Origin of the sequence: Halorussus lipolyticus, assembly GCF_029338375.1 — an archaeon.
GTDB lineage: Archaea > Halobacteriota > Halobacteria > Halobacteriales > Haladaptataceae > Halorussus > Halorussus lipolyticus.
On the sequence record NZ_CP119804.1, the window covers coordinates 2634454 to 2659115 of the forward strand.

Genomic DNA, 24662 nt, shown 5'->3' on the forward strand with positions numbered 1-24662 from the left:
AGCAGATAGTTTCTAAAATAAACTGTTTGTAAAATATTTCTCCTATTACTCCCACGGATGCTTACCGGGGCTACTTGGCAAGAGCGCGTACCAGTACTCCTTGTTCTCCTCTAAATCCAACTCGCCGTCGAGGTTGCTCTCCAGTTTGAACTCGGCGCTCGAATCCCGGTCGCTGGTCCCCTTCGGCACGAGGGGGTAGTACGCGCCCCGCCGGAAGGAGTAGACCCAGTAGGCCTTCTGTCCGTCGCGCTCGAAAGCAAAGAGGGCGGCGAGGAGTCTGGACCCGTACCCCCGCTCCATCAGGGTGTCCGCCGCGAAGTTGAGGCTAGTTACGAGGTCCTCGAAGTCCGAGTCCCGCAGAATCACCCACGAGTAGCCGTAGTCGTCGGTCCGGGCCTCGGTTTCGGTGCCGGTCTCCTCCGCGCCGACCTCCAGAATCTCGTGTACTTCGTCCATCACGTCGGCGAAGTCGGCGCTATCGACTTCCGAGAAACAGAGCGCCGCCTCGCCCACCGCCTCGTAGCCCAGTTCGGCCTCCATCGTGATGTAGGCCGTACTCATCCCGAACAGGTCCTCGGGGTCGGCCTTTCGCGTGGCGTCGGCCTCGGCCCGGATGCCCAGCACTTCCCGCAGTCCGTCGAACAGTCCCATGGCGCGTCCTACGCACTCCCGGACAAAAAGGGGTGGTTCCGCGCCGAAGGGGGCGTTCTCCGGTCGGCGTCGCGCCGGGTACCCGGACTACGACTCCGAGACGTGGACGTGGACCTTGTGGGTGCGACCGTCGTACCCGATTCGCGCGCCGGTCGTCTCCGCCGGGAGACTGCCGAAGATGCGTTCGAGGAGACCCCGATACTCTGCCGAGAGGACGCCCGACTCGGCGTACTCCCCGGCTCTGGCCGCCTCGAAGATGGTTCGCTGACGCCCCGAGAGGTTCGAGTCGCCGAGCCACACGTCTACGACCTCCTCGCGGACGAACTCCCGGAAGGCGGTCGTGGAGTCTGCCACTTTCGTCGTCTCGTAGACGTATCCGGTCTCGGTGACTCGGCGGCGCTCGACCGAGAGGCGCAGGACGCGCCCGTCGTATCTGACGTACTCGTATCGCGGTTCGGGCAGGAGGTCGCTGTCGTCGGGGTCGCGGTGTCGCAGGACGTAGCAGTCACACTCGCTCCGGTTTCCGGTCGCACTTCCGCCCCCGGAGTCGGCCTTCGACACAGCGCGTCGGAGCGCGGTGTCGTCGTCGCCCGAGTAGGTAGACCAGTTGACCGCTTTTTGTCGGGCGGCCTCGGTCTCGACGGGTTCGGCCAGCAGTACCGGGCGCTCGTTTGTTGTCTCTCCGGTCTCCTCGACGGTGACGCGGTAGAACCGCCCATGGTACTCCACGAAATCGACGTACTCGAACTCCCTGCGCCCGTCGGTTCGGGGGTTGTTACTCCCGTCGAGAGTCGCCAAGAAGACGTTCAGCGCCTCGTCCGGGAGTTTCCCGGCCTGCGCGGCGAACGTGACGCGAATCCCGTCCTCGCCGATGGGGTACGCCTCCAGCGTGTATCGAGGTCCGGCCTCCTCGGTTTCTGACTGGGACCGAGACCCGGATGCTGGCCGAGACTGGGAGTCCGACCGCAGTCGGGCACACCCGGCAACCCACGGGAGCGCGGCCCCGACGCCAGCGACGAACCGCCGTCTGTCCATGCGGGAGGAATGTTCAGCAAAGCGAAGAATAGTTTGGGGTTTCGGCTGGCGTCTCCCCGTCTCGGGTGGGGCTACATCTCGCGTTCGAGTTGCCGGAGTCGCTCGACGCGGGCCTCGGTGCTGGGGTGGGTGCTGAACACCTTACCGATGAAGTCGCCCCTGATGGGGATGATGAAGAAGGCGTTCATCTCGGACTGCTCGCGGATGTCCTCTTTGGGCACCTTGCTCATGTTCCCGTCGATGGTCATCAGCGCCGAGGCCAGCGCCGAGGGCTTGCCCGTGATGGTCGCGCCTCCTCGGTCCGCGGCGAACTCGCGGTAGCGCGACAGGGCGCGGATGAGGAGAAAGCTCACTATCCAGACCACCAGCGAGGCGACGATGGCGACCCAAACTTGCGGTTGGCCGCGCTCTCGGTCGCCGCCGCCGAACAGCCAGCCCCACCGGACGACGAGGAAGGCGATGGTCGAGAGGAACGACGCGATGGTCATCACCATCATGTCGCGGTTCTTGACGTGGGCGAGTTCGTGGGCCAGCACGCCCTCCAACTCGTCTTGGTCGAGGGTCTTCAGCAGGCCGGTCGTGACCGCGACTGCGGCGTTCTTCTGGGAGCGCCCGGTGGCGAAGGCGTTCGGGACGCGACTGTCAACGACCGCGACCTTCGGCTTGGGCAGGTCGGCCTGCTGGGAGAGTCGGCCGAGCATCCGATGGAGGTCCGGGTACTCGTCCTCGCTGACCTCCTTGGCCCCCATGCTCCACAGCGTCAGCCTGTCGCTGAAGAAGAACTGGCCGAGCGAAAACGTACCCATTATCAGCACGATACCCAGCAGACTCGCGTACTGGGAGAGGATACCGATGAAGACAATGTAGAGTGCGAACAACAGGAACATCGTCAGGGCCATCCGCCCGCGAAGTCCCCAGTCTGCTTTCCACTTCATGTTCGTACATAGGAATTGACTGACTTAAACTCGTCCGGTAATGATCATCCATCTATATCAATATGGTTGGATAGCCATAAATTATATATGTATGACAGATAAAATGGTTGAATGGATGACAAAGAAATCAAGGAGGACGATGCTAGCATCGATTGGTGGAATTGCTTCGCTTTCTCTTGGAGTTGGGGGCGTCTCCGCGACAGGTACAGATTCCGAGCGCGAACGTGTTCCGATTGACACAGGCGAAGTCGGTGGTATCGATGAGGCATACGTAATCGCTTCTGGCGACCAACGGAAGACGGTGATGCGTGGCACCGTGACGCCTTCAATGCGGGCCGGTAATGCAACAGGTGCAGTCTATTCGGTGGACGCCACCGAAAATAAAGAAAGTAGTCTGTCCGATTCTGTCTCAGCGACAGTGAGCAAGGTAGATACTACTCCCGAAATCGGTACAAGTAGTGCGACTTCCGATGGCACTACTGAAGAAGTCACTACCAGTGGAGTCGGATCTGGATCGAAAACGGGGACCGACCCGACGAACGATTACGAAGGTGGTGCGTTCGTGACTCATCACGATATGCACGGGACGATGACGCTGGCGAAGTCCGAACAGCACATCAGTTGGGAGCAATCCAACGGCGAAGTGGACTGGATTTGGCGAGGGCATCGATACGAGACCGGAGCAGAATGGAGTGGCCAGACCGAACTCAACGGTATCGATTGGAGCGGCGATACCGTTCTCTCGCGCGTAGCGGGCAACTACTCCCAATCTGTTCTCAACACCACGATTGACCATAGGGTAAACCTTACCGGCAAGCCAAACGGCGAAATGGATTGGGAGGTTATCTGGTGGTGTAGTGATACTGGTAACGAATGGGGTTACAACACAGGTATCTACTACGAGAACCAGATGCGTTAAATCAGTCCTATTAACTCCAGTTTTCTGGTTCACCTGACCGTCACAGCAGACTACTACGACTTTTTGAGTGGTTCGTCCAATAGGTGGATTTTGAGATTTGGTCATCCCTATTGTGAAACTGCACTGAATCCCCAGCAAACCTACTTGGTTCTCGCCGTTGTCAGTTACCCGCGATGTCTCACCAGTCGGCCGACCCCGACCAGTCCCCTGCCCCGGACCAGTCGCCGAACCCCGCCCGCCGGGTCGGCGTCGCCACCGGTCTCACCCTCCTCGGGGTCGTCCTCAGCGTCCTGCTGTCGATTCCGACCCTCGTGGTCTCGCTCGCCCCGACCGCGGAGTTCGTGGTCGCGCTGGTTCTCTCGGAACTGGGATTCGTCGGGTCTGCGCTCGTCTTCCTCCGGGCGACCGGCAACGGGGTGGACTACCTCCGGATTCGGACGCCGAGTCGGCGCGCGCTCGGCATCGTCATCGGGGGGACTGTCGCGCTGTTCGTCTACCGACTGGTCGCTATCTCGATGGCACAGCAGTTCGGTCTCCCGCTGGCGGGCAACTCGGTGACGCAACTCGCCGAGGAGGGCTTTCTGACGACGCTCGTCTTGCTGATTCCGCTCTCGGTCCTCGTCATCGGACCGGCCGAGGAGTTGCTCTTTCGGGGCGTCATCCAGTCGTACCTCGACGGGGCGTTCTCCCGTGCGCCTGCGGTGGTTCTTACGAGCGTCCTGTTCGCGCTGGTCCACCTGCCGACGACGTGGGTCGCTACGCCCGACCCCGTGGCGGTGGCGGTGACGCTGGCCATCCTGTTCGGCCTCTCGGTGCTTCTGGGCTACTTCTTCGTCTGGACCGAGAATCTGGTCGTGCCGATTCTGATTCACGGTCTCTACGACGCGCTGTTGTTCGCCATCGCCTACGTGGCGCTGTCGTCGGACGTGCTGAACGAGGCCGTGGCGGTCGGCGCACGCTGAGCATCTGCCAGACGCGACTGTTCGGGCGTGAACCCTTATCATTCGGTAGGTCGTGGTCCGACCATGGCAGACGGTCAGCAACCCACTTCTCCCGACGCGACTCCTCGGAGCAGGCCGCTTCCCCACTGGTCGGACCCCGACGGCGACGTGCCGAATCTGGTTCGAGGAGAAGGCGTCCGAGTCTACGACGACGAAGGCACCGAGTACCTCGATTTCGCCTCGCAACTCTACTGCGTCAACGCGGGCCACAGCGAGGAGACCATCGTGGAAGCGATGACCGAACAGGCGAGCGCGATTCCCTACGTCTCGTCGTCGAAGCACAACGACGCGCGCTCGGAACTCGCGGACCGACTCGCCGAAGTCGCCCCCGAGGGCCTCTCGGACGTGTACTTCGCGGTTTCGGGGAGCGAGGCCAACGAGGCGGCGGTCCAGTTCGCCCGCGCCGAGCAGGACGCCCCGAAGGTGCTGACGCGCTGGCGGTCGTACCACGGCGGGACCTACGGTGCTGGGGCGCTGACGGGCGACCCCTCGACTCGCGCCACCGTCGAGCGGTACGCCGCGACATCCGGGTCCGCCAAATTCCTGCCGCCGATTCCGCGGGCGTTCGACGGCGCGACAGGCGAGGAGTTGGCCGAAAAGGCCGCCGACCACCTCGAATTCGTGATTCGCAACGAGGGTCCGGACTCCATCTCGGCGGTGCTGACCGAACCGGTCGGCGGGACCAGCGGGGCCTTCCCCGCGCCGCCGGGGTACTTCGAGCGCGTCCGGGACCTCTGCGACGAGTACGACATCCTCCTCATCTCGGACGAAGTAATCGCCGGGTTCGGGCGGTGCGGCGACTGGTTCGGGATTCAGACCGAGGACGTATCGCCGGACCTCATCACCTTCGCCAAGGGGGTGACCAGCGCCTACGCGCCGCTGGCGGGCGTGCTGGTCAACGAGGAGTTGGGCGAAAGCCTCCGCGAGGAGGGCATCGACGTGGGCCAGACCTTCGCCGGGCACCCGGTCGCCTGCGCTGGCGGAGTCGCGGCGATGGACGCCTACGCCGGGGGTCTCCTCGAAAACGTCCGCAATCTCGCGTCCTCGCTGGAGGCCGAACTCCGGGAGATGGCCGACGACCACGATGCCGTGACCGACGTGCGAGGACGCGGGTTCCTCTGGGCCGTCGAGTTCGCCGACCCAGACTCCGGCGAGGCCTTCGTGGACCCGTGGGCCGGCGACGAGGGCGAGAACCCGGTCGTGGAAGTGGTCGAGTCTGCGGCGGAGCAGGGGGTGCTGGTCGGCGGCGGACGACCGAACTTTCAGGTCATCGTCGCGCCGCCGCTCTGCGCCGACGAGTCGGACCTCCGGGAGGGCGTGGCGGTGCTGGACGAGGCGATTGGGGAGGTGTTCGACTGAGGCACGCTCCTCGGAACGGGACCTGTCTGGCGGGCTACAGAGTTTTGATGCTCTCTGAGGTTGCAGACTCCTAACTAGTCGGGGCGCGCCCCCGGCAGAGGGAGCATGAATCGAATCAGGACGTTCGCCGCGGTTTGCGCGCTTTTGATACTCGTCGGTAGTTCGGCCTCGTTCGCGCTCGGGGACGTGTCTCGGGACGCGGCGAAACCGTCGGCGCAAATCGCGGCACAGACCGGAGAGACCGGGTCGGTTAGCGTGGAGATTCTTTCGTCGGGGCATCACATCTTACAGGACGAATCCGACGATTTCGTGGTTCAGGTGATTTCCGACGAGTCGGATGGAATCTTATTCGGTATCAAAACTGACCTCGAAAGGTCGCTATCTATCGAATTTCAGCATCCTGAGGTCAAACCGATGGCGTTTCCGCTGATATACGGAGAGTACGACGCCCTCGGGTACATTCCAGCAGAACACGCCGACGCGGTAGAAAATATCCCAGTGGAAATTTCGCCAGACAACGAATTTTCGACGGGTAGCCACGAGATTCAGGCCGATTCGATTTCGCGGTCGGCCGCGAGGGTCGATAGCGACACGTTCGACCTCCGAATTTTCTGTTCGGTCGAATGTTGGATGATGCTGATTGGGACCGGAATCTGGGAGAACTTAGGTATAATAATCGGGATTCTCAGCCTCCTCATCGCCTTCTTTGGCCGGAAACGAATCCAGGACGCGCTTGGACTCCGGCGAGAGCGCGGCGACGAGGTTGATGTCGAAACCAGCGAGCGAGCGGACGCCGGAACCAATAGTAGCGAACCACCGGATGCCGACGCGGTCGGCGATGGCCAGCGACCGGAGGGATAGCGTCTCGATTCGTCGTTCCGCTTTTTATCGTCACTGATATACCCCTCTGCGTCTGTTCTAAACAAATAATTAATATGTCTTAAGAAATATTTTTATTTCTTTATTCACGACCTACGAACCGCCTGCACCTCGCCGACCGCCCCAACGATTTACCGCCGGTTCGTCGTATCACGGTCCATGCCACCAAATCGAACGGTCGTCGTCACCGGTGGTCTCGGACGCTCCGGGCGCTGGATAGCCGACCTCCTCGCCGAGGAGGACTGGCGCGTCGTCTGCGTCGATACCACCCATCCGGGGTGGGAAATCGACGCCCGCGAGAACCTCGATTTCCGGTCTGCGGACCTGACGAACCGGGGCGAGGCCCTCGACTTGCTCGCCGACCTCAATCCCGACGCCGTGGTCCACTGGGCCGCGCTCCCGTCGCCGACGCGCCACGCCGGGGGTCGGGTCTTCGAGACGAACGTGCTGTCTGCGTACAACGTCCTCGTCGGCGCGGGCCGAGCAGACGCACGAATCGCGTGGGCCTCCAGCGAGAGCGCCTACGGGTTCGCCTTCGCCGAGGAGAAGCGCCTCCCCGAGCGCCTGCCGATTCGGGAGGCCCACGCCGTGCGGCCCGAAGACCCCTACGGAACCTCCAAAGTCGTCGGCGAGGAGGTCGCTAAGATGGTGACGCGGCGGTTCGGCGTCCCGGTCGCCTCGATTCGCCCCTCGTGGATTCAGTACCCCGGCGAGTACGAGTGCGTCGAGGCCCGCGAAAATCTCGCCAACGGCGCGGGTAATTTCTGGTCCTACGTCGATGTCCGCGACGTGGCGAGCATCGTCTCGCGGGCGCTGGACGCAGATTTCTCGGGCCACGAACCCTTCCACGCCGCCGCAGGAGACAACTACCTCGAAATGCCCATCGAGGACGCGCTGGCGGAGTTCTTCGGCGGTCTGCCCGACGACTGCAACGTCTCGGGCGACGATTCGGCCCTCTCGGTGGCGAAGGCCGACGAGGTGCTGGACTGGCACCCCGAGTACTCGTGGCGCGAGGCGGCCGACGCGGAAGTTGCGGGACCCGAGTTGGTCCGGAATTGAGGGGACAGCACCTCGACGACGTATTGTCTACAATCGACACTATTCCGCCTCCGGTTCGGAAGTGCTGGATGCCAACACTGGCAGGGGCGACTCACTGCGTACCGCAGTGGGGAGTCCGAGTCAGAACGCATACCTTTCCGAAGCTATTTCCGAACAGATTCGTCTCTCTCCTCGAATGCACGGACTTGTGGGAATCCGGTCCGCCGGTGCGTCCCCTTCTTCAGACTTAAACCCTCCAAACTCCTACCACGATTCATGACTACCGAAGCCCGCGAGTTCTGTCCCAACTGCGGGGACCCCATCGAAGTGGACCCTGCCGAGCGGACGCCCCTCCCCGACGCTGTCGGCAAGCGCGGCAAGGAGCAGAAGCTCTGCGACTCTTGCTATTTCGACCGATTCGACCTCGTAGACGCGCCGGACCGCATCGAGGTGCTGGTCTGCTCGCAGTGCGGGGCGGTCCACCGCGGCAAGCGGTGGGTGGACGTTGACGCCCGAGACTACACCGACGTCGCCATCGACGAGGTTAGCCAAGCCCTCGGCGTCCACCTCGACGCCTACGACGTGTCGTGGCAGGTGGACCCCGAACAGGTGGACCAGAACACCATCCGGATGCACTGTCACTTCTCGGGCATCGTCCGCGAGACGTTCGTCGAGGAGGAGGTCGTCGTCCCGGTCAAAATCTCGCGCCAGACCTGCACCCGGTGCGGTCGCATCGCCGGCGACTACTACGCCAGCACGGTCCAGATTCGGGCCGAGGACCGCACTCCCACGACCGAAGAAATCGAGCGCGCCGAGGAAATCGCCCACGAAATCGTCGCCGAGATGGAGGAGACCGGCGACCGCAACGCCTTCGTGACCGAGGTCAGCGAGACCGACGACGGCGTGAACATCAAGGTCTCGACCACCAACATCGGCAAGAAGATTTCCGCCAAGGTGGTCGAGGAGTTCGGCGGCAGTTTCTCGGACGCCGAAACCCTCGTGACCGAGGACGAGGACGGCGAGGAAGTGTACCGCGTGACCTACGCCGTGCGCCTGCCGCCGTACTCGCCCGGCGAGATTATCGACCCGAAGGACGACGACGGCCCGGTCCTCGTCCGGAGCGTCCGCGGGAACCTGAAGGGAACCCGACTCACCACCGGCGAGGACTACGAGGCCACCTTCGAGGAGGGCGACGCGCCCGAGGCCCGGCGACTCGGTGACCTCGACGACGCCGAGACGACAACGCTCGTGGCGGTCGAAGACGAGCGCGCGGTCCAAGTGCTGGACCCCGAGACCTACCGGACCGAGACCATCGCCCGGCCCGACTACATGGACACCGACGCCGACGAGGTGCCGGTCCTCAAGAGTCGCGCTGGCCTCCACGTCGTGCCCGAGCAGGATGACGAGTAGCGCTGAAACCCCGCTCGCCGCGCTGGTCCGCAAACCCGAGAGCGAGGCCGCCATCGCGGCCCTGCAAGACGAAGGCGTCTACGACGCGACCCGACGGGTCCGGGAACACAGCGACGAGTTCGTGGAACTGCCTGTCATCGACCCGCCGACCGAGACCGACGTGCTGGACGTGGTGGAGCAGGTGGACCCCGAGCGCAGACTGCCGGACCTCGATTCGCACCTCCGGGAGATGGGGTGGTCCGAGGCCGAAATCGCTCGCGCGCCGGGGTCGTGGGCGGTCGTCGGGAGCATCGTTTTGGTGACGTTCGAGGACTGTCCCGACCGCGAGGAGGTCGCCGAGGCGCTCCTTTCGCTCCACGGCGAGGCCGACACGGTGCTGGCCCACGAGGGCGTCTCGGGTGAACACCGCGAACCCTCGGTCTCGGTCGTGGCTGGTGCGGGCGACACCGAGACGGTCCACACCGAACACGGGACCCGGTACGCGCTGGACCTCTCGAAAGTTATGTTCTCGCCGGGCAACAAGGCCGAACGCGCCCGGATGGGCGAGGCGGTCGAACCGGGCGAGCGCGTCTTCGACATGTTCGCGGGCATCGGCTACTTCACCCTGCCGATGGCCCGCGCCGGGGCCGAGGTGACTGCGGTCGAGAAGAACCCCGAGTCCTTCCAGTTCCTCGTGGAGAACGCGATGCTCAACGACGTTTCAGACCGCGTGTCGGCCTTCCGGGCGGACTGCCGCGACGTGGAGATGGACCCCGAGGCCGACCGCGTGGTGATGGGCTACTACGAGGCCGCGGACTACCTCGATTCGGGCCTCTCGGCGCTGAAACCCGGCGGCGTGGTCCACATGCACGAGGCGACGCCCGAGGACCTCCTCTGGGACCGCCCGGTCTCTCGCCTCCGGGACGCCGCCGAGGAGGTCGGCAGAGAAATAGAAGTCCTCGACCGCCGGAAGGTCAAGAGCCACAGCGAGGGCGTCTGGCACGTCGTCGTGGACGCCCGAGTGGAGTAATCCGGCAGAGCGCGCTGGATAACACAATCCGGCCGTTCTCCGTTCTCGGCCAGCTTTAAGCCCCGTCGCTCGCACGTCGGCGTATGCCCAAGTGCCCGTCCTGCGGCGGCGACGTCGCCGACCCGAACTACCGCAAACAGACCGTCGAACCCAAGACCGACCGCGGCGGCGTGACCGTCACCGCCACGACCGGCCAGCAGTACTGGATGGTGCTGTGTCCGAACTGCGAGGTGGTCCTCGGCACCGTCGAGGGACGCCAGTAGGCCTCCGGTAGAGTTCGACCATCTGCCGGCCGAACAGCAAACTATACGTTGCTAAAAGAATTACAAATATTTTTATTATGGGTGTTTAGTTGTCTTTGACAGTTGGCTAGCTTCTCGGAGGACACTCCTCGCGCTGTGCCGACCCCCGACCGCCGAAGACGTGTCTCTATCTCGGTAATTTCAAGTGTAATCGAGGTACAGAACGAAAAGATGGGTACACGACCGCGCCAACTCCTCTCTTTTCTCGAAGGTGTTTCGACCACCGAGATGCAGTTGGCCGCAAGCGCAGTTCTCCTCGTCGCTGGCGTCGCTACGACTCGGTTGTTCGCTCCGCTCGGCGTGAAATTCGCTCGAAGAAAGATTACGGAGACGCTCGTCCGCGGACGAGTCGAACGCGGCCTAGCGTTGGTCGCCGAGTACGTCCCGTGGCGGGTTCCGGCGTGGTTGTTCGTCCGCCTGTTACAGGGCGTCGTCGTCTCGCTCACGACGCTGGCACTGCTGGCCGTCTGGGGACAGTTCGAACTCCTGTTGACGCTGTTCGCGCTGTTCCAGCAGTCGATTCCGGTGTTGATACAGGTCGGTTTGACTGCCGGCCTCGTGTTGGGGGCCTACGTCGGCACGGACTTTCTCGAAGACTGGTTGGCGCGGTTCACCGAGCGGTCCGATAGACTGACCAGCCATCAGGAGGAGATTTCGGTCCGGGTCCTCCAACTCGTGACGTTCACGGCCGTCGGACTGGTCGTGCTGTCGATTTGGAACGTGGATTTGAGCGGTCTGCTGGTCGGGGCCGGGTTCCTCGGTATCGTCATCGGTATGGCGGCCCGCCAGACGCTCGGGTCACTCATCGCCGGATTCGTGTTGATGTTCGCCCGCCCGTTCGAAATCGGCGATTGGGTCGAAATCGGCGAGTACGAGGGTATCGTCACCGACATCACGATTACTAACACGCGAGTCGAGAACTTCGACGGCGAGTTCGTCATCATCCCGAACGACAAGGTGGGCGACAGTACGGTCATCAACCGGACCAAGAAGGGCAGACTCAGGCTTCGCCTCGACGTTGGCATCGATTACGAGGCCGACGTGGAGGAGGCCGTCGGCCTCGCCAAGGACGCGATGAAGGAAGTCGATCCGGTGATGGTCGTCCCCTCGCCGGAGGCCCACCCCAAGCAGTTCGGCGATTCGGCGGTCGTCGTCGAACTCCGGTTCTGGATAGACAAGCCCAGCGCCCGGCGTAAGACCCGCGCTATCGCCGCCGTCGTCCGCGAGGTCAAGTCGGCATTCGACCGCGAGGGCGTCAAGATTCCGTATCCTCAGCGCGAACTCGCCGGCCGCGAGGAGACCCGCGGCTTTCAGGTGCGTCACGAACCGCCGGGGAACGCTCCGGCAGACGCCAACGAGAGGCGTCCGCCACTCGAATCCCAGTAGGTCGCTGGTCCGCGACCCAAAAAATTATTTCACTCGAATTACTCGCGTTTCGTATGGACGACGACACGCGCCAGAAACTGATTTCGATATTCTTCGTACTGCTGATGCTCAGTTCGGGCGTCGCCTACACGATTTCGCTCATCTAAGTCTCGGTCGGTGCGAAATCGCCCGGTCGAGTTTCCCACCGTCAGGGCGTCGCAGGTCACCCCGCGCTCGTCGGAGACGACTACTCCACGTCCCAGACGTCCGCCATCGGACTCTTTCGCTCGCGGGTCCCGCCGGACGAGGTTCCGCCCGAGGACGACCCGCCGGACTCCTCGCTGGCCGACTGTGCGCTCGACGACTGTCGCCCGCGACTGTCCGACGAGTGCGAGTCGGTCCGAGTGCTGTTCCGGGACCGGCCCCGGTTCCCCGCGCTGGCCACCTCCGCAGTCGCCCCCTCTGCCGACTTGCTCGCGCTCTGGGGGTCGAACTCCGGCAGGTCGGGGCGACTCATGCACTCGACTTGCTCGCGGAACCAGTCGGGGGTGTCTCCCTCGGCCCGGTCGAAGACCTGCAAGAGACTCGAATCCGCGAGATACGTCGCGCCGTAGTCGTCGGGCGACCGGACGACCCGGCCGCAGGCCTGAATCACGGTCCGGAGCGCAGACCGGTAGTACCACGCCCACTGGCCCTCCTCGAGGCGGTGGGCGACTCGGGAGTCGTTGGTGTTGAGGAACGGGGCCTTGCAGATGACCTGCCAGCGCGCTAAATCGCCCTTCAGGTCGAGGGCCTCCTCCATCTTGACCGAGAGAAAGACCTCCTCGCCGTCGGTAGCCTTCCACGAGTCTAACTGGGCGTCTCTGGTTTCCTTGTCGTGGGTCCGGATGCGGTCGCCGACGCCCATCTGGTCGAGGCTGTCGGCCAATCGCTCTTGAATCGCGTAGGAGTGGCAGTGAACGATTCCCTTCTCGCCGCGGTGTTCCTGCATCACCTGCACCACGGTCCGGGCGATGGCTGGCAGGGTGTCGTCGCGGTGTTCGTAGGTCATCTTGCCCTGCGTCACGTCGTAGAGCGGCCGGTTCTCGACCGGGAAGGTGTGGCCCACGTCCACCAGCGCAACGTTCTCGGGGTCGAGGCCGACCTGCCGACAGAACGCCTGCTTGTTCAGAATCGTCGCCGACAGCAGGGCGAACTTGTTGCCCCGCTCCCAGACGGTGTGGCTCAGATACCGCTCGGGGTTCATCGGCTTGATGGTGATTGCTCCGCCGGCACCGCCGGGTTGGTCCACCACCCACGTCGTCGCGCTCTGGGTGTCGCGGTAGTCCTCTACGAACCAGTCCAACTCGCCGATGAGTTCTTGGAGTCTGTCGCGCTTCCCGGCCTCGTCGGGGGTCAACTCCTGCTTTGCGACCAACTCGTCTTTCCGGCGCTCGCAGGCGTTCTGAATCCGGTCGGCGTACTCGACCGCCCGGTCAACCCCGGCGCTCTCCAAGTCGGGAATCTTCAGGTCGTCCCAGATGGGCACGGTTCGGGGGTTGAGGTCGATGGCGGCGTACATCTCGGCCCACTCTGCGAGTCCGTGGGCCTCGTCTATCACCACCACGTCGCGTTTGCGGAACACCTCTGACCCAGCAGTCCGCATGAAGTACGCCAGCGTCATGGCCGCGATTTCGCGGTTGCTCGCAATCGCTCGGTCCGAGAAGTAGGGACACCGATGTTTGACCGAGCAGTCGTATCCCTTCTCCCGAGCGCAGGGTGCCCTGTCCACCGGGGTATCGGTTTCTCCGGGGAGTATGCAGTTGTAGTTGCGCTTGCCCCGGATGATTTTGAGGTCGTCCAACAGGTCGTCCTCGGCCACGTCGTCCAACTGGGAGACCTGCGGCGTGGTGTAGTACGCCCCGGTGGCGTCGCTCGGCGCGGCCTCGTCGGGTTGGCGGGCGCACCCGGCGATAGCGCGCGCCAGCAGGGACTTGCCGCTCCCGGTCGGCGCGCGGACCAGAACCACGTCGTTGCCCTCGGCGAAGGCGGATTCGATGTCTCCGAGGGCGTCACGCTGGTTGCCCCGATAGGAGGGCGCGGGGAACTCCTCGAATATCCGGTCGGGGTTCACTGTTCTAATTCAGGCGCGATTCGGGATAAAGCCTGTCGGTCTCGGTGGTTCGAGTATCGTGAGACAGACGCCGAACGAGACAGACCGAATCAGGATTTTCCGAGCGCCGCCACGTCCTCACCACTCGGGTCGTCGGGCAGTCGCTCGATGCACTCGAAACACAGGAAGTGTTCGGTCCCGTCGGCGTCGAATTCGAGGGTCATCCCGCCGGTCGAGTCGTTTTCGAGGGTCCAGAGGTTGGCGATGCCGCCCGCGATTTTGACCTCCTCGCCACAACCGTCGCAGGTGTCGGTGGCCATGGCCCAACTCGTCGCCCGAACGACAAAGCCCTGCCGACGGATTTCGAATCGTATATATCCGAGTTCGTAGTGAGAGTGAGTATCAGAGTCGGCACGGGCCGATGTGGGGAAAGAGGATGCACGAACCAGAATCATTAGTTGCGACTGCGGTGGACCTCGGGAATAGCTCGCCGAACGTATCTCATAGTTACTACGACCCTGTAGATGGCGGTAGCCTCGCCGAGACGATATTGGAGACGCTGGAGGCGGCGTCGGACCGCCCGGCCACCGAGATGAACGTCCGCCTCTACGACGCTATCGACCCGGACGCGCTCGACGACCTTTTCGAACCGACCCGCGCCGGGTCGAACCGGGACGAGGGTCGAGTCTCGTTCTCCATCGCCGAGTTCGCGGTTGACGTTCACGCCAGCGGCCACGTCTTCGTCCGGCCGATGAACTGAATGCGAGCCAATACAAACAGTAATTTGTTTCTTTTACACCAGTAGTGGCGTCTTTAGAATAGGTAAAGGTTGCTTACCGCCGTCGCGGCTTCGCGGCCCGCTCCGAGGAGTCCGGCGCGCTACAGTCGGTCGTCGGGGGCGTGTTCGTCGGCCACGCGGGCGGCCTCCTCGGCGTACCGCTCGCGGGTCTCGGGGTCGTCCACGGTGCCGAGACTGTCGGACGAGGCCTCGACGGCGGCGGTGGTCGGTCGGTCGTCGCCGAAACTGGTCAGCGCCCGCTCCTTTCGGAGGTATCGGCGTCCGTCCGGGGTCGCGTAGACGAGGATGACGATGTTCTGCTCGTCGTCCGAGTAGGTGCGCTGGACCAACCAAACCCGGACTGTCTCGTCGGCGGTGTCCTCGTTGCTGGCGTCTCCTGTGGTCGATTCGGTCTCCATATCGATTCGTAGGCGCTCGCCGGAGATAACGGTGTGCCCGACGATTTATGCCACCGGGAACCATACCAGAGAGGGTCATGGAAGTGAACTGCGAGGAGTGCGCCGGGTGTTGCATCGACTGGCGCGCAATCGCACCCGAACCCAGCGACCACGAGCGTCGGGGGCCGCGCGAGCCCTTGGACGACACCTACAATCTCGTGGCGCTGACTCGGGACGACGCTCGGGCGCTCCTCGACGCCGGACTGGCCGACGCGCTGACGCCCCGACTCTGGCGCGACGAGGACGGCGTCGAAATCGACGGCGTGCCCCTCTCGACCATCGACGGCAAGCCCGCGTTCTTCCTCGGCCTTCGCAAGCCTCGGAAGCCGGTCGGCCCCTTCGGGACGGACTCCTCGTGGCTCCCGACCTGCGTCTTCCTCGACCCGACGACGCTCCAGTGTCGGATTCACGACGAGGAGACCTACCCCACCGAGTGCGCCGAGTATCCCGGACACAATCTGAAACTGGACCACGAAACCGAATGTGAGCGCGTCGAGGAGTCGTTTGGCGGGAACCGCCTGCTGGACGACGACCCGCCAGAGGACCTCTCGGGGTTCCTGTTCGGCCCGCAAGCCGTGGGTCAGAAGGTGTTCGTCTTCCCCGACCCGGAACGCCTGTCGGGCGTCGTCGCCCGCGCCGAGGCCGGCGAACTCACCGCCGACGACCGCGCGCTGTTCGTCGCAGTCGCGGTGTCGTCTGCACCCGGCACGACGAGAGTTGCCGAAGACAAGTTCGAGTTGGCGCTCCCCGAGGCCCGCGAGACCGATTCGTGGGCGGGCCGGGCCATCGCCGACTGGGAGGAGCGCGCCGGTGAGGCGGGGACCGAAGCCCCAGACTCGGAACTGGCCCGGCGCGTCGAGGAGGAACGCGGCGCTCCCGAAACTCCCGGTTGGGACGAGTAGGACAGACCGACAGGAGAGCGCAGTCGCTACGCAGTACGGACACCGAGCAAATCAGTAATGCGCTATTTACCCGACTTTATCTCCTCGAACTGGTCGAGGAGCGCCTCGGCGGAGTCACCGGAGTCGTACTCTACGGAGCCATGATAGGTCGTCCGGTCGTCGTCCTCGCTGACATCGACGGTGTTGTTCTTGCGTTCGCGGCGTTCGTGTTCGTCTTCGTCATAGGCACCCATTGACATGGCAACCACACTCATAGTTGGCGTGGGTTAGTAATGAATGTAACGGACAATTACGTTCTTTTCCCTCCTCGAAAACAGGTCGATACAGCGACGGCTGTCTCGGGGACAGCGCCCGGTCGGTGGTCCTCGGGGAAGGAATCTGGGGCGTTCGTCACAAGAGGTAAATTCCTCGCGTGGCAAGAAGTGAACGTGGCGAGTCCGCTCCGCTTTCGCCGCTCCACGGAGCGGTGGACTGACGATAGAATCGAACGCGACATCTACGAACCGCTGGACGGGAAGTTCGGCGCGCAGTTGCTGACACCCCACTACGCCGGGCCGTCTAGCTACCGCACGCGCCGCATCGAGATGGGCAACGGCGATTTGGCGCTGTTCTGCTGGAACGACGACGAGGCCTTCTGGCTCGGCAACACCGAGACGCCCTCCGCGCTCTGGCGCACCGAGAAGTACACCTTCGAGGAGATTCCCTACTCCGTCGCCCGGTGGGCACAGCGCGAACTACTGGCTGATTTGACAGTCGAGGACCCGTGGCTGGCCGAGTACGACCACCTCTCGTGGTTCTTCCTCCCGGTCCTGTTCTCGAAGGACGGCCGACACTCGACCCGGACGTTCTTCCGGGAACACGCGATGGGATTCCCCGACTCCTCCCGCGACGACGCGCTGGCGTTCTACGAACGATTCCTGAGTACCGGCGTCTTGGACGACCACCGCTACGAAATGGCGTCGAAAATCGGCACTAGCCCGCAAGTTGACCCCGTGCGGATGGCCTCGGCGATGAGCGAGTTCACCGCGGCCAAGGTCCTGACCGACGCCGACTACGGGATTACGCCCGAAATCGAGGTCACGACCGGCCACTCGCTGGACTTTCAGGCTCACCCCGAGGAGGGCAACGATAGCGAGGCCCCGCTGGTCGAAGTCACTCGACCCCGACCACCCACGAGGCGACACGCCGACACGCCGACCGCCGCGGTCCGCGAGACGGCCGAGACCAAGACCTCCGGCCAACTCCAGAAGCACGGCGGCGGCGCGGTCCTGTTCGTGGACTGCTCGGGATTCCGCGAGGACGAGTGGGCCGCGGTCAAGGGCGAGAAACCGAGTGTGGGCCACCGGCCAGCGGTGGTCTTCCGCGCCCGGCCCTCGGGCAGAATTGAGGCCTACAGCGAGGGAACGCTCCCGCTGGACCTCGACGGCGCTATCGACTGGGTTTGAGAGATAGCGAACTGGTCGCGGTGGCGGTGCAGTAGTGGTGCTGTTTCGGTGTAGTCGCGGTACTGTAGCGTACCAGCAATCCTACCGCGAGCGAACGAAGTGAGCGAGCGGACCGAGGAATCCCTTGAAAGCGCGCCACCGGCGCGCTTGAGGAGGTGACGAAGTGTTTTTGGTCGAGCTTTTTATCGAGCGAGGCCGCCAGCGGCGGCCTCGCTCGCAATGAAAGGTCGTTTAGAACGAGACTTCTCCCGGCCCCGCCGTGCCGAGCGTCGTCGGGTCCCGGTCGCTGTACCCCTTCCGGCCGATGGCCTTCCCGCTGACTGCCGAGTAGAGTAGCTCCTCGGCCTCGCTGGAGGTGCCGCAGGTCTCGGACTCGACGCGGGCGAACACCTCGCCGATGGTCTCGGTCCCGTTCGGCAGGTCGAGTTCGTAGTCGCCGTAGGAGTCGGTGAGTTGGTCAGTCGTCGCGGGGTAGTCGTGTTCGCGGAGCAGTTCGGTCGCCTGTTGGAGCGTCATCGACAACTTCTACATCAAAGTTAATGATAAATCTTGCTGGGCATGAGTAATGACGAATTTAAGGTCATTAAGGCCGGACCGCGATAACGAAGCGTTTTCGGGGACCCGCGACATTCTGGGGATATGAGCGTCTTCGCGGACCTACACGTCCACACTACGAACTCCGACGGCGAGATGGAACTGTCGGAGGTGCCCGAGGCCGCCCGCGATGCGGGCGTCTCGGTCGTGGCCATCACCGACCACGACCGACTTCACCCCGAACTCCCGACGCCGGTCACGGCGTTCGAGGGCGTCACGGTCGTCCACGGCATCGAACTGCGCGTCGAACCCGAGGACGGCGAGCGCGTGGACCTGCTGGGCTACGGCGTCACGCCGACGCCGGACCTCGTGGACGAACTCGACCGCATTCAGGCCGACCGCAAGGAGCGCGGCCGGAAGATAATCGCAAACGTCGAGGAGTCCCTCGGCGTGGACCTCGGCCTCGAAGCGCGCGAGGGTCTGGGTCGGCCCCACGTCGCCCGCGCCGTCGTGGACCACCCCGAGACCGACTACGACGAACCCGGCGACGTGTTCGACGACCTCATCGGCAACGACGGTCCCTGCTTCGTGGCCCGCGACGTGACGCCCTTCGAGCGCGGCGTCGAACTCCTGCAAGACGCCTGCGGACTCGTCGGACTGGCCCACCCCTACCGCTACGACGACCCCGAGGAGGCCCTGAAACTGACCCGCTACCTCGACGCCGTGGAGCGATACTACCCCTACGGCGACGAGGTAGACGCTCGCCCGGTCGAGCGCGCCATCGCCGAATACGACCTGATTCCGACCGGCGGGACCGACGCCCACGGCCACGAGTTGGGGAAGGCGGGCCTGTCGAAACCGGAGTACCGTCACTTCCGGTCGTCGGTCAATCTGTAGATTGCTTTCGGACAGGTATATATTCCCTTATTGTGGGTAATAGTGTCTTTATTTCCGCGGAGAAGTCAGCAGTCGAGCGACGGCCTGACTCCTTGAGCGACGGAGACGGTGACGGCACCGTGACCGTACTGCAACCGCACGACTCGGCTCTGCCACCGTCATCGCGCCCTGTGCCTCCCCGTCGCCCGTGCGCAGAACTGCGCACGGGCGGCGGCTCAGCGGGCGAAGCGAGGTAAGGCTCAGAAGACGCGGTGTCTTCCGGCGCGTCCCGCGGATTGTGACATCGAGTGCGTCCGGTGGTCGGCGACGACTCCGGAACGACAGATTGGGGTGTTACGGCGGGGTATCGGGCCGTTCCTTCGGAAATCGGACACGCTCGGCGCGTCGAACGCAGACGTTAAATTCCGTGAGGAAGTAGTTCATGACATGCGGTGTCACTACTGCGACCGGGAAGCGTCGTTCGCCCCCGAACTGAACGGCGTGCAGGTGGGTCTCTGCGACGCGCACTTCCGCGACCAGTTCGAATACCTCGCGGAGACCGACGCGCTGGCGTACCTCCGACAGGAACTGGACGTAGACCGGCCGGAGTAGCGACTCCGGAACCCGCGTTCTCCGAAAGAAAAGTGCCCGATTAGGCCCGGCCCGCGTCCACGTCGATGGCGTCCACGGGGCAAACGTCCACGCAGAGCATGCAGTCGATGCACTGGGCTTCGTTGGCGGGGTCGGCTTTCTTCTCGCTCTCGGGGTGGTCGGGGGAGTCCACCCACTCGAACACGTCCACCGGGCAGTCCTCCAGACACGCGCCGTCGGCGATGCAGAGGTCGAAGTCCACGGCGACGTGGGTGCCGTGGATGCCCAGTTTCTCCGGTTCGTCTACGGGACCCCACACGTCGTGGCCCTCGTGGTCGTCTACCTTCTCGCGGTTTTCGTGAAATTGCGGGTCAATGGCCATTGCTGTCCACCTGTATCCAGCCACAGCACGAGGGTACTTAAAACAACGTTCTCGTATTAAGCTTATCGAGCGAATTTCGGGTTTAGGCCGGGCTAAAACCACCATACGGAGCGGGTACGCTCGCGGACCTACCTACGAACCTCCGTGACAGTTTAAATAGGGCCGGGTAGAATGCACCGACATGGAGAAGGTCCGAATCGAGGAGGTCGAGGCCCGCGCCAGCGGTCCCGCCGAGATAAAACGCCCACTCACCGCCGCGCTCGGTGCGACCGGACTCGCGGTGAACTACTACGAACTCGCGCCGGGCGATAGCTTCGCGTTCGGCTATCACGCCCACTCAGACCAAGAAGAAGTGTTCTACGTCCAGTCCGGCACGGTCACGTTCGAAACCGAGGACACCCCGGTCGAGGTCGGTCCCGGCGAACTCGTGCGGTTCGCGCCCGGTGAGTACCAGCGAGGAGTCAACGAGGCCGACCGACGCGCCGTCGCCCTCGCTTTGGGTGCCCCGAAGGAGAGCGGCGACCTCGACCTCCGCCGGGAATGCCCCGACTGCGGAGAACGGACCTCGAACAGTATCCAGCGCGCCGAGGAGCGCGATGTCCTCGTGACGATTTGCGAGGACTGCGGCGCGGAGACCGGCCGGTTCGATTAGTCTCGCTCGCACTTCGGGTCCGGGCCGAACCGGGTCCACGCCAGTCCCAGCACGCCGACCGTCAGCACCGTCACCAGCACCTGCGCCACGCTCGCGCCGAGGCCGCCGGCGACGGCACCGCCGGCCAGCGCGGCCCCGCCGACCGCCGACCCGCCGATACAGCAGAGACTCGCCAGTCCGCCGATTCCCAGCAGTCCCCACGGAGTGCGTTCGGCCATACTCGATGGTCGCAGTGGTATCCCTTCGCTCTTTTGCTCGCTCGGGTTTGCCGACGCGCGTAGCTTTTTGCCGCCGGACGAACACGCATCGACCATGACGACCATCCCGAGTCCCGGCCTCGGCACGTCCGGGAACGACAATCCCGAGACCTGCGCCGAGACCGTCCGGAAGGCCCTCGAAATCGGCTATCGACACGTAGACACCGCTCAGATGTACGAGAACGAGGAGGCCGTCGGCGATGGCATCTCGACAAGCGAGGTCCCCCGCGAGGAGGTCTTTCTCGCCACCAAGGTCCTGCCCGCGAACCTCGCCCCGGAGGACGTGCGTGAGACCACCGACGAGAGTCTGGACCGCCTCGGCGTGGATGCGGTGGACCTGCTCTACGTCCACTGGCCGATGAAGGCCTACGACGCCAAGAAAACCCTCCCCGTCCTCGACGAGTTGCGCGAGGCCGGCAAGACCGAACACGTCGCGGTCAGCAACTTCACGACCGAACTGCTGGACGAGGCCCGCGAGATTCTGGACAGTCCCATCGCGGCGAATCAGGTCGAGATGCACCCCCTGCTCCCCCAAGACGACCTGCTCGACTACTGCCGTCAGCGCGACATCACCGTGGTCGCCTACTCGCCGCTGATGCAGGGCGAGGCCGGCGACGTGGACGTGCTGGCCGAGATTGCAGACGCTCATGACGTGACGCCCGAGGCGGTCAGTTTGGCGTGGCTAACCCAGCGCGAGGGCGTGGTCCCGATTCCGAAGGCCACCGGCGAGGACCACCTTCGGGCCAACTTCGAGGCCCCGACGCTCTCGGACGACGAAATCGCGCGAATCGACGCCATCGAGGAGCGCGAGCGACTGGTGGACCCCGACGACGCGGCGTGGAACTGACGAGACCCCGCTCGCCCCGTCTCAGACCGGTTCGATTTCGTCGCCCGATTCGATGACGCCGCCCTCAACTACATCGGCTTCGAGGCCGCCGCGGTGGACCAGCGCCGAGACGGCACCGTCGTCGGTCAGCGATTCGAGGTGCCCGCAGGGTTCGCAGAGCGCGGTGCCCTCGCAGACGACCTCACCCACTCGGAAACGCTCGCCGACGAGGTGGTTGAGCGCGGCATCGCTGGTGGTGAGGTTCCGGCGATGCTCCCCGTCGCGGAGGTCGATTCCGTCGCCGTCACCTTCCGCGGCAGATTTCAGTGCTTCGGCCTCGATGAGCGTCAGGTCGGCCTTGTCCGTGCCGAAATGGCGGTCCTCACGCACGCCCTCGCCAGCGACGACTTCGACCGACTCGCGCTCCTCGGTGTCCGCGCCGGATTCGGGCGCGAGGTGGATGGCTTCGACTGTTCCGGTTCCGTCCATAGTCGGGTCTCGGAGCGGTGGGGCTTAAATCTCCGTGACGAGGGCAGAGCCGGACGGCAAGAAACATTCTTGTTTGGCATACACTGTAGGATGTTTTCTTAACAATTGTATAGGCGTCCTTATTCGGATTAACTACCGAATCCACAATCTCCGGCGCGCGCTGGCGCGGTGCGGTGACGCTTGTGAGTCGGCAATCCTCAACTCTCGGCGAGCGACGACCCCAACACGCCCGAAACCGAGCGACACCGCAGAACGGAATCAGTCCAATTTTGTACCCCCGAAGCAACAGTCCGAGTCGTGCCGCGGTTCGACTACCCCTGCCCAGACTGCCGGACGACGAGCAACCTCCACGGCCCCGACTGCGAGTTCGAGGGCGCGGCGTGGGCCGACATCGAGAAGGCCTACACCGACATCGTGGCGGTGCTGTCGGCCGACCCGCTCCCCGACGACGCGCTCCGGAACGCGGTCCACGGCCGGTGGAGCAACCTCCATCAGGCCGCCTTGGACCGCCTCCAGCGCGAACAGCGCGTGATGGAAGACGAGCAGGGACACCTCGAACTGCTGACCGCCGAGGAGTACAAGGAACACGTCACCGAACCCACCATCGAACCCATCAAGACCGTCGCCCGGAAGGGGTCGGTGCCGGGTGCCCACGACAACGCGGTCTTCGCCATGATAGCGTGGTACGAGATGGTCGGTCTCTCGTGGGACGAGACCCGCGAGCGCGTGGTCAACTGGCTTCGAGACACCGGGACGTGGACTCGCGGGGGCTTCGAGGAGTCCTCGCCCCAAGAACTCGTCAACAAGAAGCGCCACGTCTACGAGTCGGGCTACGGGTGGAAGGAGAAGGCCGAGGCCGCCAAATCTGTCATCGACCGGAGTCTCTAATCGAGAAGCTCCTCGATGCTTTCGACTGGCGAACGATAACCCGCTCGCTCCCACGTTTCGAGCCAATCGTCGGCCGTTTCTACCGTTAACTCGTCTCGTGCAACACCGTCGGCAAGAATTCCGACAGAGCCTGTTATGCCGACCTCGTGTTCCTTGGCGAGTCGTCTCGCGTCTAAGTCGTCAGTTGCCAGAACCCAGTCGGGCCATGTCTTCCGGAAGGCGTGGGCCTCTCCCCGGTCTAACCTCGCTATCGGGTCTGGTTCGCCGTCTACCGGCGTCGGTTCGAGAACGCGAATCTCGGTAACGGAGTCTTCCGGTGCCGATTCACCGGGCTTCAGCCAGTCGAGTGCTGGTTGCAAGTAATCGTATCCTTCGTCTCGTCCTCGCTGGAGTTCTCGCTCGACTTCGGGAACCGTGACTGGAATCGCAGTCGCGCTCACTAACCAGTTGATGGAGCGGCTTCGAGCGAAGTTCGAGAGGACAGTCGTGTCGAAGACGATTGGCGTCGGCCCCTCACTCGTTTGCTCGTCGGGCAACATCTATCTCGCTCCGCGCATCTTCTCTCGTCTCCGGCCCAAGTCGTAGCTCCACACCCGCCTCGTTTAGAATCTCTTGCATCCGAATCTTGGACACGTCGGCGCGTTCGGCGGCCTCCCCGAGCGTCAACTCTCCGAGCGCGTAGCGTCCGACGACAGTGGCAAGTTCCACGTCGTCGGACCCGCCGCGCGAATCCAGCGACATACGAGAACGTAGTGCTTCTTCCGGTATGAATCTGAGGGAGAGAACGGAGTCGCCGGAAAACCGACAGTCGTCGTTAGTCGCTCTGAATCCGAGGAGCAAGCATGAACGTGACGTTGCCCTTGCCCTCGGCGATGTCGAAGTGCATCTTGACCGGGAACTCCTCGCCCAACTCGACGCGGACCTCGGCGTCGCCGGGGATGGCCTTGTTCATGTCCTTGAGGTAGTCGAGGCTGAACAGCGACCGGGCGTCACCGGCCTGCAGGTGTACGAGGTCCTCTTTGTCGAGTTCGAGGCGCACGTCGTCGGTGTCGCCCTCCGCTTCCACGATGAAGGTCTCCTCGTCGGGGTCCACCGCCAGCGCGATGTGGTCCGAAACCATGTCGGCGGCCGTGACCGACCGGTCGATGTCCTTGCCCTCCACGACGATTTCGGCGGGCAGGTCGAGGTCCGGGATGTCGGGTTCTTGGCGAATCGAGTCGGGGTCGATGAGCGCGAGGGTGTATTCGAGGCCGTCGATTTGGATGTGAAGTTTGCGGGTCTCCTCGTCGAGTTCGAGGTGAACCGGCTGGTCGCCGCTGGCCATGCCGGCGATGTCTTCGAGTCGGTCGAGATTCACGCCGATGATACCGCCGTCGGCCTCGTAGGACTCGAAGGCCGTCGCGTCGAGTTCGAGGTCCACCATCCCCACGTTGGCGGGGTCTACCGCGCGAATAGCCAGACCGTCTTCTTCGAGATGGATTTTACACTCGTCCACCAGCACGCTCACCGAGTCGATAGTGTCCTTGAGCGTGTCGGCGCTCACAATAGCCTTAAACATCTTGGAAAGTGGTACGAACCCCCGGCATAAA

The 24662-nt window shown here is 63.8% G+C and carries 31 protein-coding genes; 17 read left to right on the forward strand and 14 right to left on the reverse strand.

Features of this window, described 5'->3' with window-relative positions:
• Window positions 1-45: 45 nt before the first annotated feature.
• The 3 genes from pspAB to htpX form a co-directional block, all read right to left on the reverse strand.
• Entirely contained in the window at window positions 46-651 is a 606-nt protein-coding gene (gene pspAB, locus P2T57_RS13235; protein WP_276299685.1) for a PspA-associated protein PspAB, read from the reverse strand.
• Window positions 652-738: 87 nt separating this feature from the next.
• Entirely contained in the window at window positions 739-1686 is a 948-nt protein-coding gene (locus tag P2T57_RS13240) for a hypothetical protein (protein WP_276299686.1), read from the reverse strand.
• Between the two features lie 71 nt (window positions 1687-1757).
• Entirely contained in the window at window positions 1758-2621 is an 864-nt protein-coding gene (htpX, locus tag P2T57_RS13245) for a zinc metalloprotease HtpX (protein ID WP_276299687.1), read from the reverse strand.
• A 91-nt stretch (window positions 2622-2712) separates the two neighbouring features.
• Here htpX and P2T57_RS13250 point away from each other — a divergent pair, with 91 nt between their 5' ends.
• The 9 genes from P2T57_RS13250 (at window position 2713) to P2T57_RS13290 (ending at window position 11924) form a co-directional block, all read left to right on the forward strand.
• The gene (locus P2T57_RS13250; RefSeq protein ID WP_276299688.1) at window positions 2713-3540 is read left to right on the forward strand and encodes a hypothetical protein; all 828 of its coding nucleotides are present in this window, start codon (window positions 2713-2715) and stop codon (window positions 3538-3540) included.
• A 173-nt stretch (window positions 3541-3713) separates the two neighbouring features.
• Window positions 3714-4502 carry a CPBP family intramembrane glutamic endopeptidase gene (locus P2T57_RS13255; protein WP_276299689.1) on the forward strand — a complete coding sequence of 263 codons (789 nt, stop codon included), beginning with the start codon at window positions 3714-3716 and terminating at the stop codon, window positions 4500-4502.
• Between the two features lie 63 nt (window positions 4503-4565).
• The gene (locus P2T57_RS13260) at window positions 4566-5900 is read left to right on the forward strand and encodes an aminotransferase family protein (RefSeq protein WP_276299690.1); all 1335 of its coding nucleotides are present in this window, start codon (window positions 4566-4568) and stop codon (window positions 5898-5900) included.
• A gap of 318 nt (window positions 5901-6218) precedes the next feature.
• Window positions 6219-6761 carry a hypothetical protein gene (locus P2T57_RS13265; protein ID WP_276299691.1) on the forward strand — a complete coding sequence of 181 codons (543 nt, stop codon included), beginning with the start codon at window positions 6219-6221 and terminating at the stop codon, window positions 6759-6761.
• A gap of 177 nt (window positions 6762-6938) precedes the next feature.
• Entirely contained in the window at window positions 6939-7838 is a 900-nt protein-coding gene (locus P2T57_RS13270) for an NAD-dependent epimerase/dehydratase family protein (protein ID WP_276299692.1), read from the forward strand.
• Window positions 7839-8093: 255 nt separating this feature from the next.
• Window positions 8094-9227 (forward strand): 60S ribosomal export protein NMD3, encoded by a 1134-nt coding sequence (locus P2T57_RS13275; protein ID WP_276299693.1) that lies wholly within the window; start codon window positions 8094-8096, stop codon window positions 9225-9227.
• Window positions 9217-10236 (forward strand): class I SAM-dependent methyltransferase, encoded by a 1020-nt coding sequence (locus P2T57_RS13280; RefSeq protein WP_276299694.1) that lies wholly within the window; start codon window positions 9217-9219, stop codon window positions 10234-10236. Before P2T57_RS13275 ends, P2T57_RS13280 begins: the two co-directional genes overlap by 11 nt.
• An 83-nt stretch (window positions 10237-10319) precedes the next feature.
• On the forward strand, window positions 10320-10499 hold the full coding sequence (locus tag P2T57_RS13285) for a hypothetical protein (protein ID WP_276299695.1): 180 nt from the start codon (window positions 10320-10322) through the stop codon (window positions 10497-10499).
• A gap of 210 nt (window positions 10500-10709) precedes the next feature.
• Window positions 10710-11924 carry a mechanosensitive ion channel family protein gene (locus tag P2T57_RS13290; RefSeq protein WP_276299696.1) on the forward strand — a complete coding sequence of 405 codons (1215 nt, stop codon included), beginning with the start codon at window positions 10710-10712 and terminating at the stop codon, window positions 11922-11924.
• Between the two features lie 226 nt (window positions 11925-12150).
• Here P2T57_RS13290 and P2T57_RS13295 read toward each other — a convergent pair whose 3' ends face one another.
• Window positions 12151-14016, reverse strand: coding sequence for a helicase C-terminal domain-containing protein (locus P2T57_RS13295; RefSeq protein WP_276299697.1), 1866 nt, complete (start codon window positions 14014-14016; stop codon window positions 12151-12153).
• 89 nt (window positions 14017-14105) lie between these two features.
• Window positions 14106-14315 carry a DUF7561 family protein gene (locus P2T57_RS13300; RefSeq protein WP_276299698.1) on the reverse strand — a complete coding sequence of 70 codons (210 nt, stop codon included), beginning with the start codon at window positions 14313-14315 and terminating at the stop codon, window positions 14106-14108.
• A 116-nt stretch (window positions 14316-14431) separates the two neighbouring features.
• Between P2T57_RS13300 and P2T57_RS13305 the strand changes: the two genes are divergently transcribed.
• Window positions 14432-14755, forward strand: a complete 324-nt coding sequence (locus P2T57_RS13305) for a HalOD1 output domain-containing protein (RefSeq protein WP_276299699.1) — start codon at window positions 14432-14434, stop codon at window positions 14753-14755.
• A gap of 119 nt (window positions 14756-14874) precedes the next feature.
• Here the strand turns inward: P2T57_RS13305 and P2T57_RS13310 are convergent, their stop codons facing one another.
• Complete coding sequence (locus tag P2T57_RS13310) at window positions 14875-15192, reverse strand: DUF7967 family protein (RefSeq protein WP_276299700.1); 318 nt, start codon at window positions 15190-15192, stop codon at window positions 14875-14877.
• A gap of 77 nt (window positions 15193-15269) precedes the next feature.
• On the opposite strand from P2T57_RS13310, the gene P2T57_RS13315 reads away from it, so the two are divergent.
• Window positions 15270-16133, forward strand: coding sequence for a YkgJ family cysteine cluster protein (locus P2T57_RS13315; protein ID WP_276299701.1), 864 nt, complete (start codon window positions 15270-15272; stop codon window positions 16131-16133).
• A gap of 62 nt (window positions 16134-16195) precedes the next feature.
• Here the strand turns inward: P2T57_RS13315 and P2T57_RS13320 are convergent, their stop codons facing one another.
• The gene (locus P2T57_RS13320) at window positions 16196-16372 is read right to left on the reverse strand and encodes a DUF5786 family protein (protein ID WP_276302111.1); all 177 of its coding nucleotides are present in this window, start codon (window positions 16370-16372) and stop codon (window positions 16196-16198) included.
• A gap of 189 nt (window positions 16373-16561) precedes the next feature.
• Between P2T57_RS13320 and P2T57_RS13325 the strand changes: the two genes are divergently transcribed.
• Window positions 16562-17578 carry a DUF5784 family protein gene (locus tag P2T57_RS13325; protein WP_276299702.1) on the forward strand — a complete coding sequence of 339 codons (1017 nt, stop codon included), beginning with the start codon at window positions 16562-16564 and terminating at the stop codon, window positions 17576-17578.
• A gap of 231 nt (window positions 17579-17809) precedes the next feature.
• Here P2T57_RS13325 and P2T57_RS13330 read toward each other — a convergent pair whose 3' ends face one another.
• Entirely contained in the window at window positions 17810-18094 is a 285-nt protein-coding gene (locus tag P2T57_RS13330) for a DUF5789 family protein (RefSeq protein WP_276299703.1), read from the reverse strand.
• A gap of 123 nt (window positions 18095-18217) precedes the next feature.
• Between P2T57_RS13330 and P2T57_RS13335 the strand changes: the two genes are divergently transcribed.
• Window positions 18218-19009, forward strand: a complete 792-nt coding sequence (locus P2T57_RS13335) for a PHP domain-containing protein (RefSeq protein ID WP_276299704.1) — start codon at window positions 18218-18220, stop codon at window positions 19007-19009.
• Between the two features lie 426 nt (window positions 19010-19435).
• Entirely contained in the window at window positions 19436-19600 is a 165-nt protein-coding gene (locus tag P2T57_RS13340; protein WP_276299705.1) for a DUF6757 family protein, read from the forward strand.
• A 40-nt stretch (window positions 19601-19640) separates the two neighbouring features.
• On the opposite strand, the gene P2T57_RS13345 is transcribed toward P2T57_RS13340, so the two are convergent.
• Window positions 19641-19961 carry a 4Fe-4S dicluster domain-containing protein gene (locus tag P2T57_RS13345; protein WP_276299706.1) on the reverse strand — a complete coding sequence of 107 codons (321 nt, stop codon included), beginning with the start codon at window positions 19959-19961 and terminating at the stop codon, window positions 19641-19643.
• 181 nt (window positions 19962-20142) lie between these two features.
• Between P2T57_RS13345 and P2T57_RS13350 the strand changes: the two genes are divergently transcribed.
• Complete coding sequence (locus P2T57_RS13350) at window positions 20143-20613, forward strand: cupin domain-containing protein (protein WP_276299707.1); 471 nt, start codon at window positions 20143-20145, stop codon at window positions 20611-20613.
• Here P2T57_RS13350 and P2T57_RS13355 read toward each other — a convergent pair.
• Window positions 20610-20831 carry a hypothetical protein gene (locus tag P2T57_RS13355; protein ID WP_276299708.1) on the reverse strand — a complete coding sequence of 74 codons (222 nt, stop codon included), beginning with the start codon at window positions 20829-20831 and terminating at the stop codon, window positions 20610-20612. The genes P2T57_RS13350 and P2T57_RS13355 overlap by 4 nt on opposite strands.
• A 94-nt stretch (window positions 20832-20925) precedes the next feature.
• On the opposite strand from P2T57_RS13355, the gene P2T57_RS13360 reads away from it, so the two are divergent.
• The gene (locus tag P2T57_RS13360) at window positions 20926-21717 is read left to right on the forward strand and encodes an aldo/keto reductase (protein ID WP_276299709.1); all 792 of its coding nucleotides are present in this window, start codon (window positions 20926-20928) and stop codon (window positions 21715-21717) included.
• Between the two features lie 21 nt (window positions 21718-21738).
• On the opposite strand, the gene P2T57_RS13365 is transcribed toward P2T57_RS13360, so the two are convergent.
• The gene (locus tag P2T57_RS13365; RefSeq protein WP_276299710.1) at window positions 21739-22185 is read right to left on the reverse strand and encodes an MOSC domain-containing protein; all 447 of its coding nucleotides are present in this window, start codon (window positions 22183-22185) and stop codon (window positions 21739-21741) included.
• Window positions 22186-22482: 297 nt separating this feature from the next.
• Between P2T57_RS13365 and P2T57_RS13370 the strand changes: the two genes are divergently transcribed.
• Window positions 22483-23073 (forward strand): DUF7474 family protein, encoded by a 591-nt coding sequence (locus P2T57_RS13370; protein WP_276299711.1) that lies wholly within the window; start codon window positions 22483-22485, stop codon window positions 23071-23073.
• Here the strand turns inward: P2T57_RS13370 and P2T57_RS13375 are convergent.
• The 3 genes from P2T57_RS13375 to P2T57_RS13385 all read right to left on the reverse strand — a co-directional run bounded on the left by P2T57_RS13375 (window position 23070) and on the right by P2T57_RS13385 (window position 24631).
• Complete coding sequence (locus P2T57_RS13375; RefSeq protein WP_276299713.1) at window positions 23070-23612, reverse strand: PIN domain-containing protein; 543 nt, start codon at window positions 23610-23612, stop codon at window positions 23070-23072. The two genes, P2T57_RS13370 and P2T57_RS13375, sit on opposite strands and share 4 nt — an antisense overlap.
• Window positions 23587-23814, reverse strand: a complete 228-nt coding sequence (locus P2T57_RS13380; RefSeq protein WP_276299715.1) for a UPF0175 family protein — start codon at window positions 23812-23814, stop codon at window positions 23587-23589. The genes P2T57_RS13375 and P2T57_RS13380 overlap by 26 nt, the downstream gene beginning before the upstream one ends.
• 73 nt (window positions 23815-23887) lie before the next feature.
• Complete coding sequence (locus P2T57_RS13385; RefSeq protein WP_276299716.1) at window positions 23888-24631, reverse strand: DNA polymerase sliding clamp; 744 nt, start codon at window positions 24629-24631, stop codon at window positions 23888-23890.
• Window positions 24632-24662: the final 31 nt, after the last annotated feature.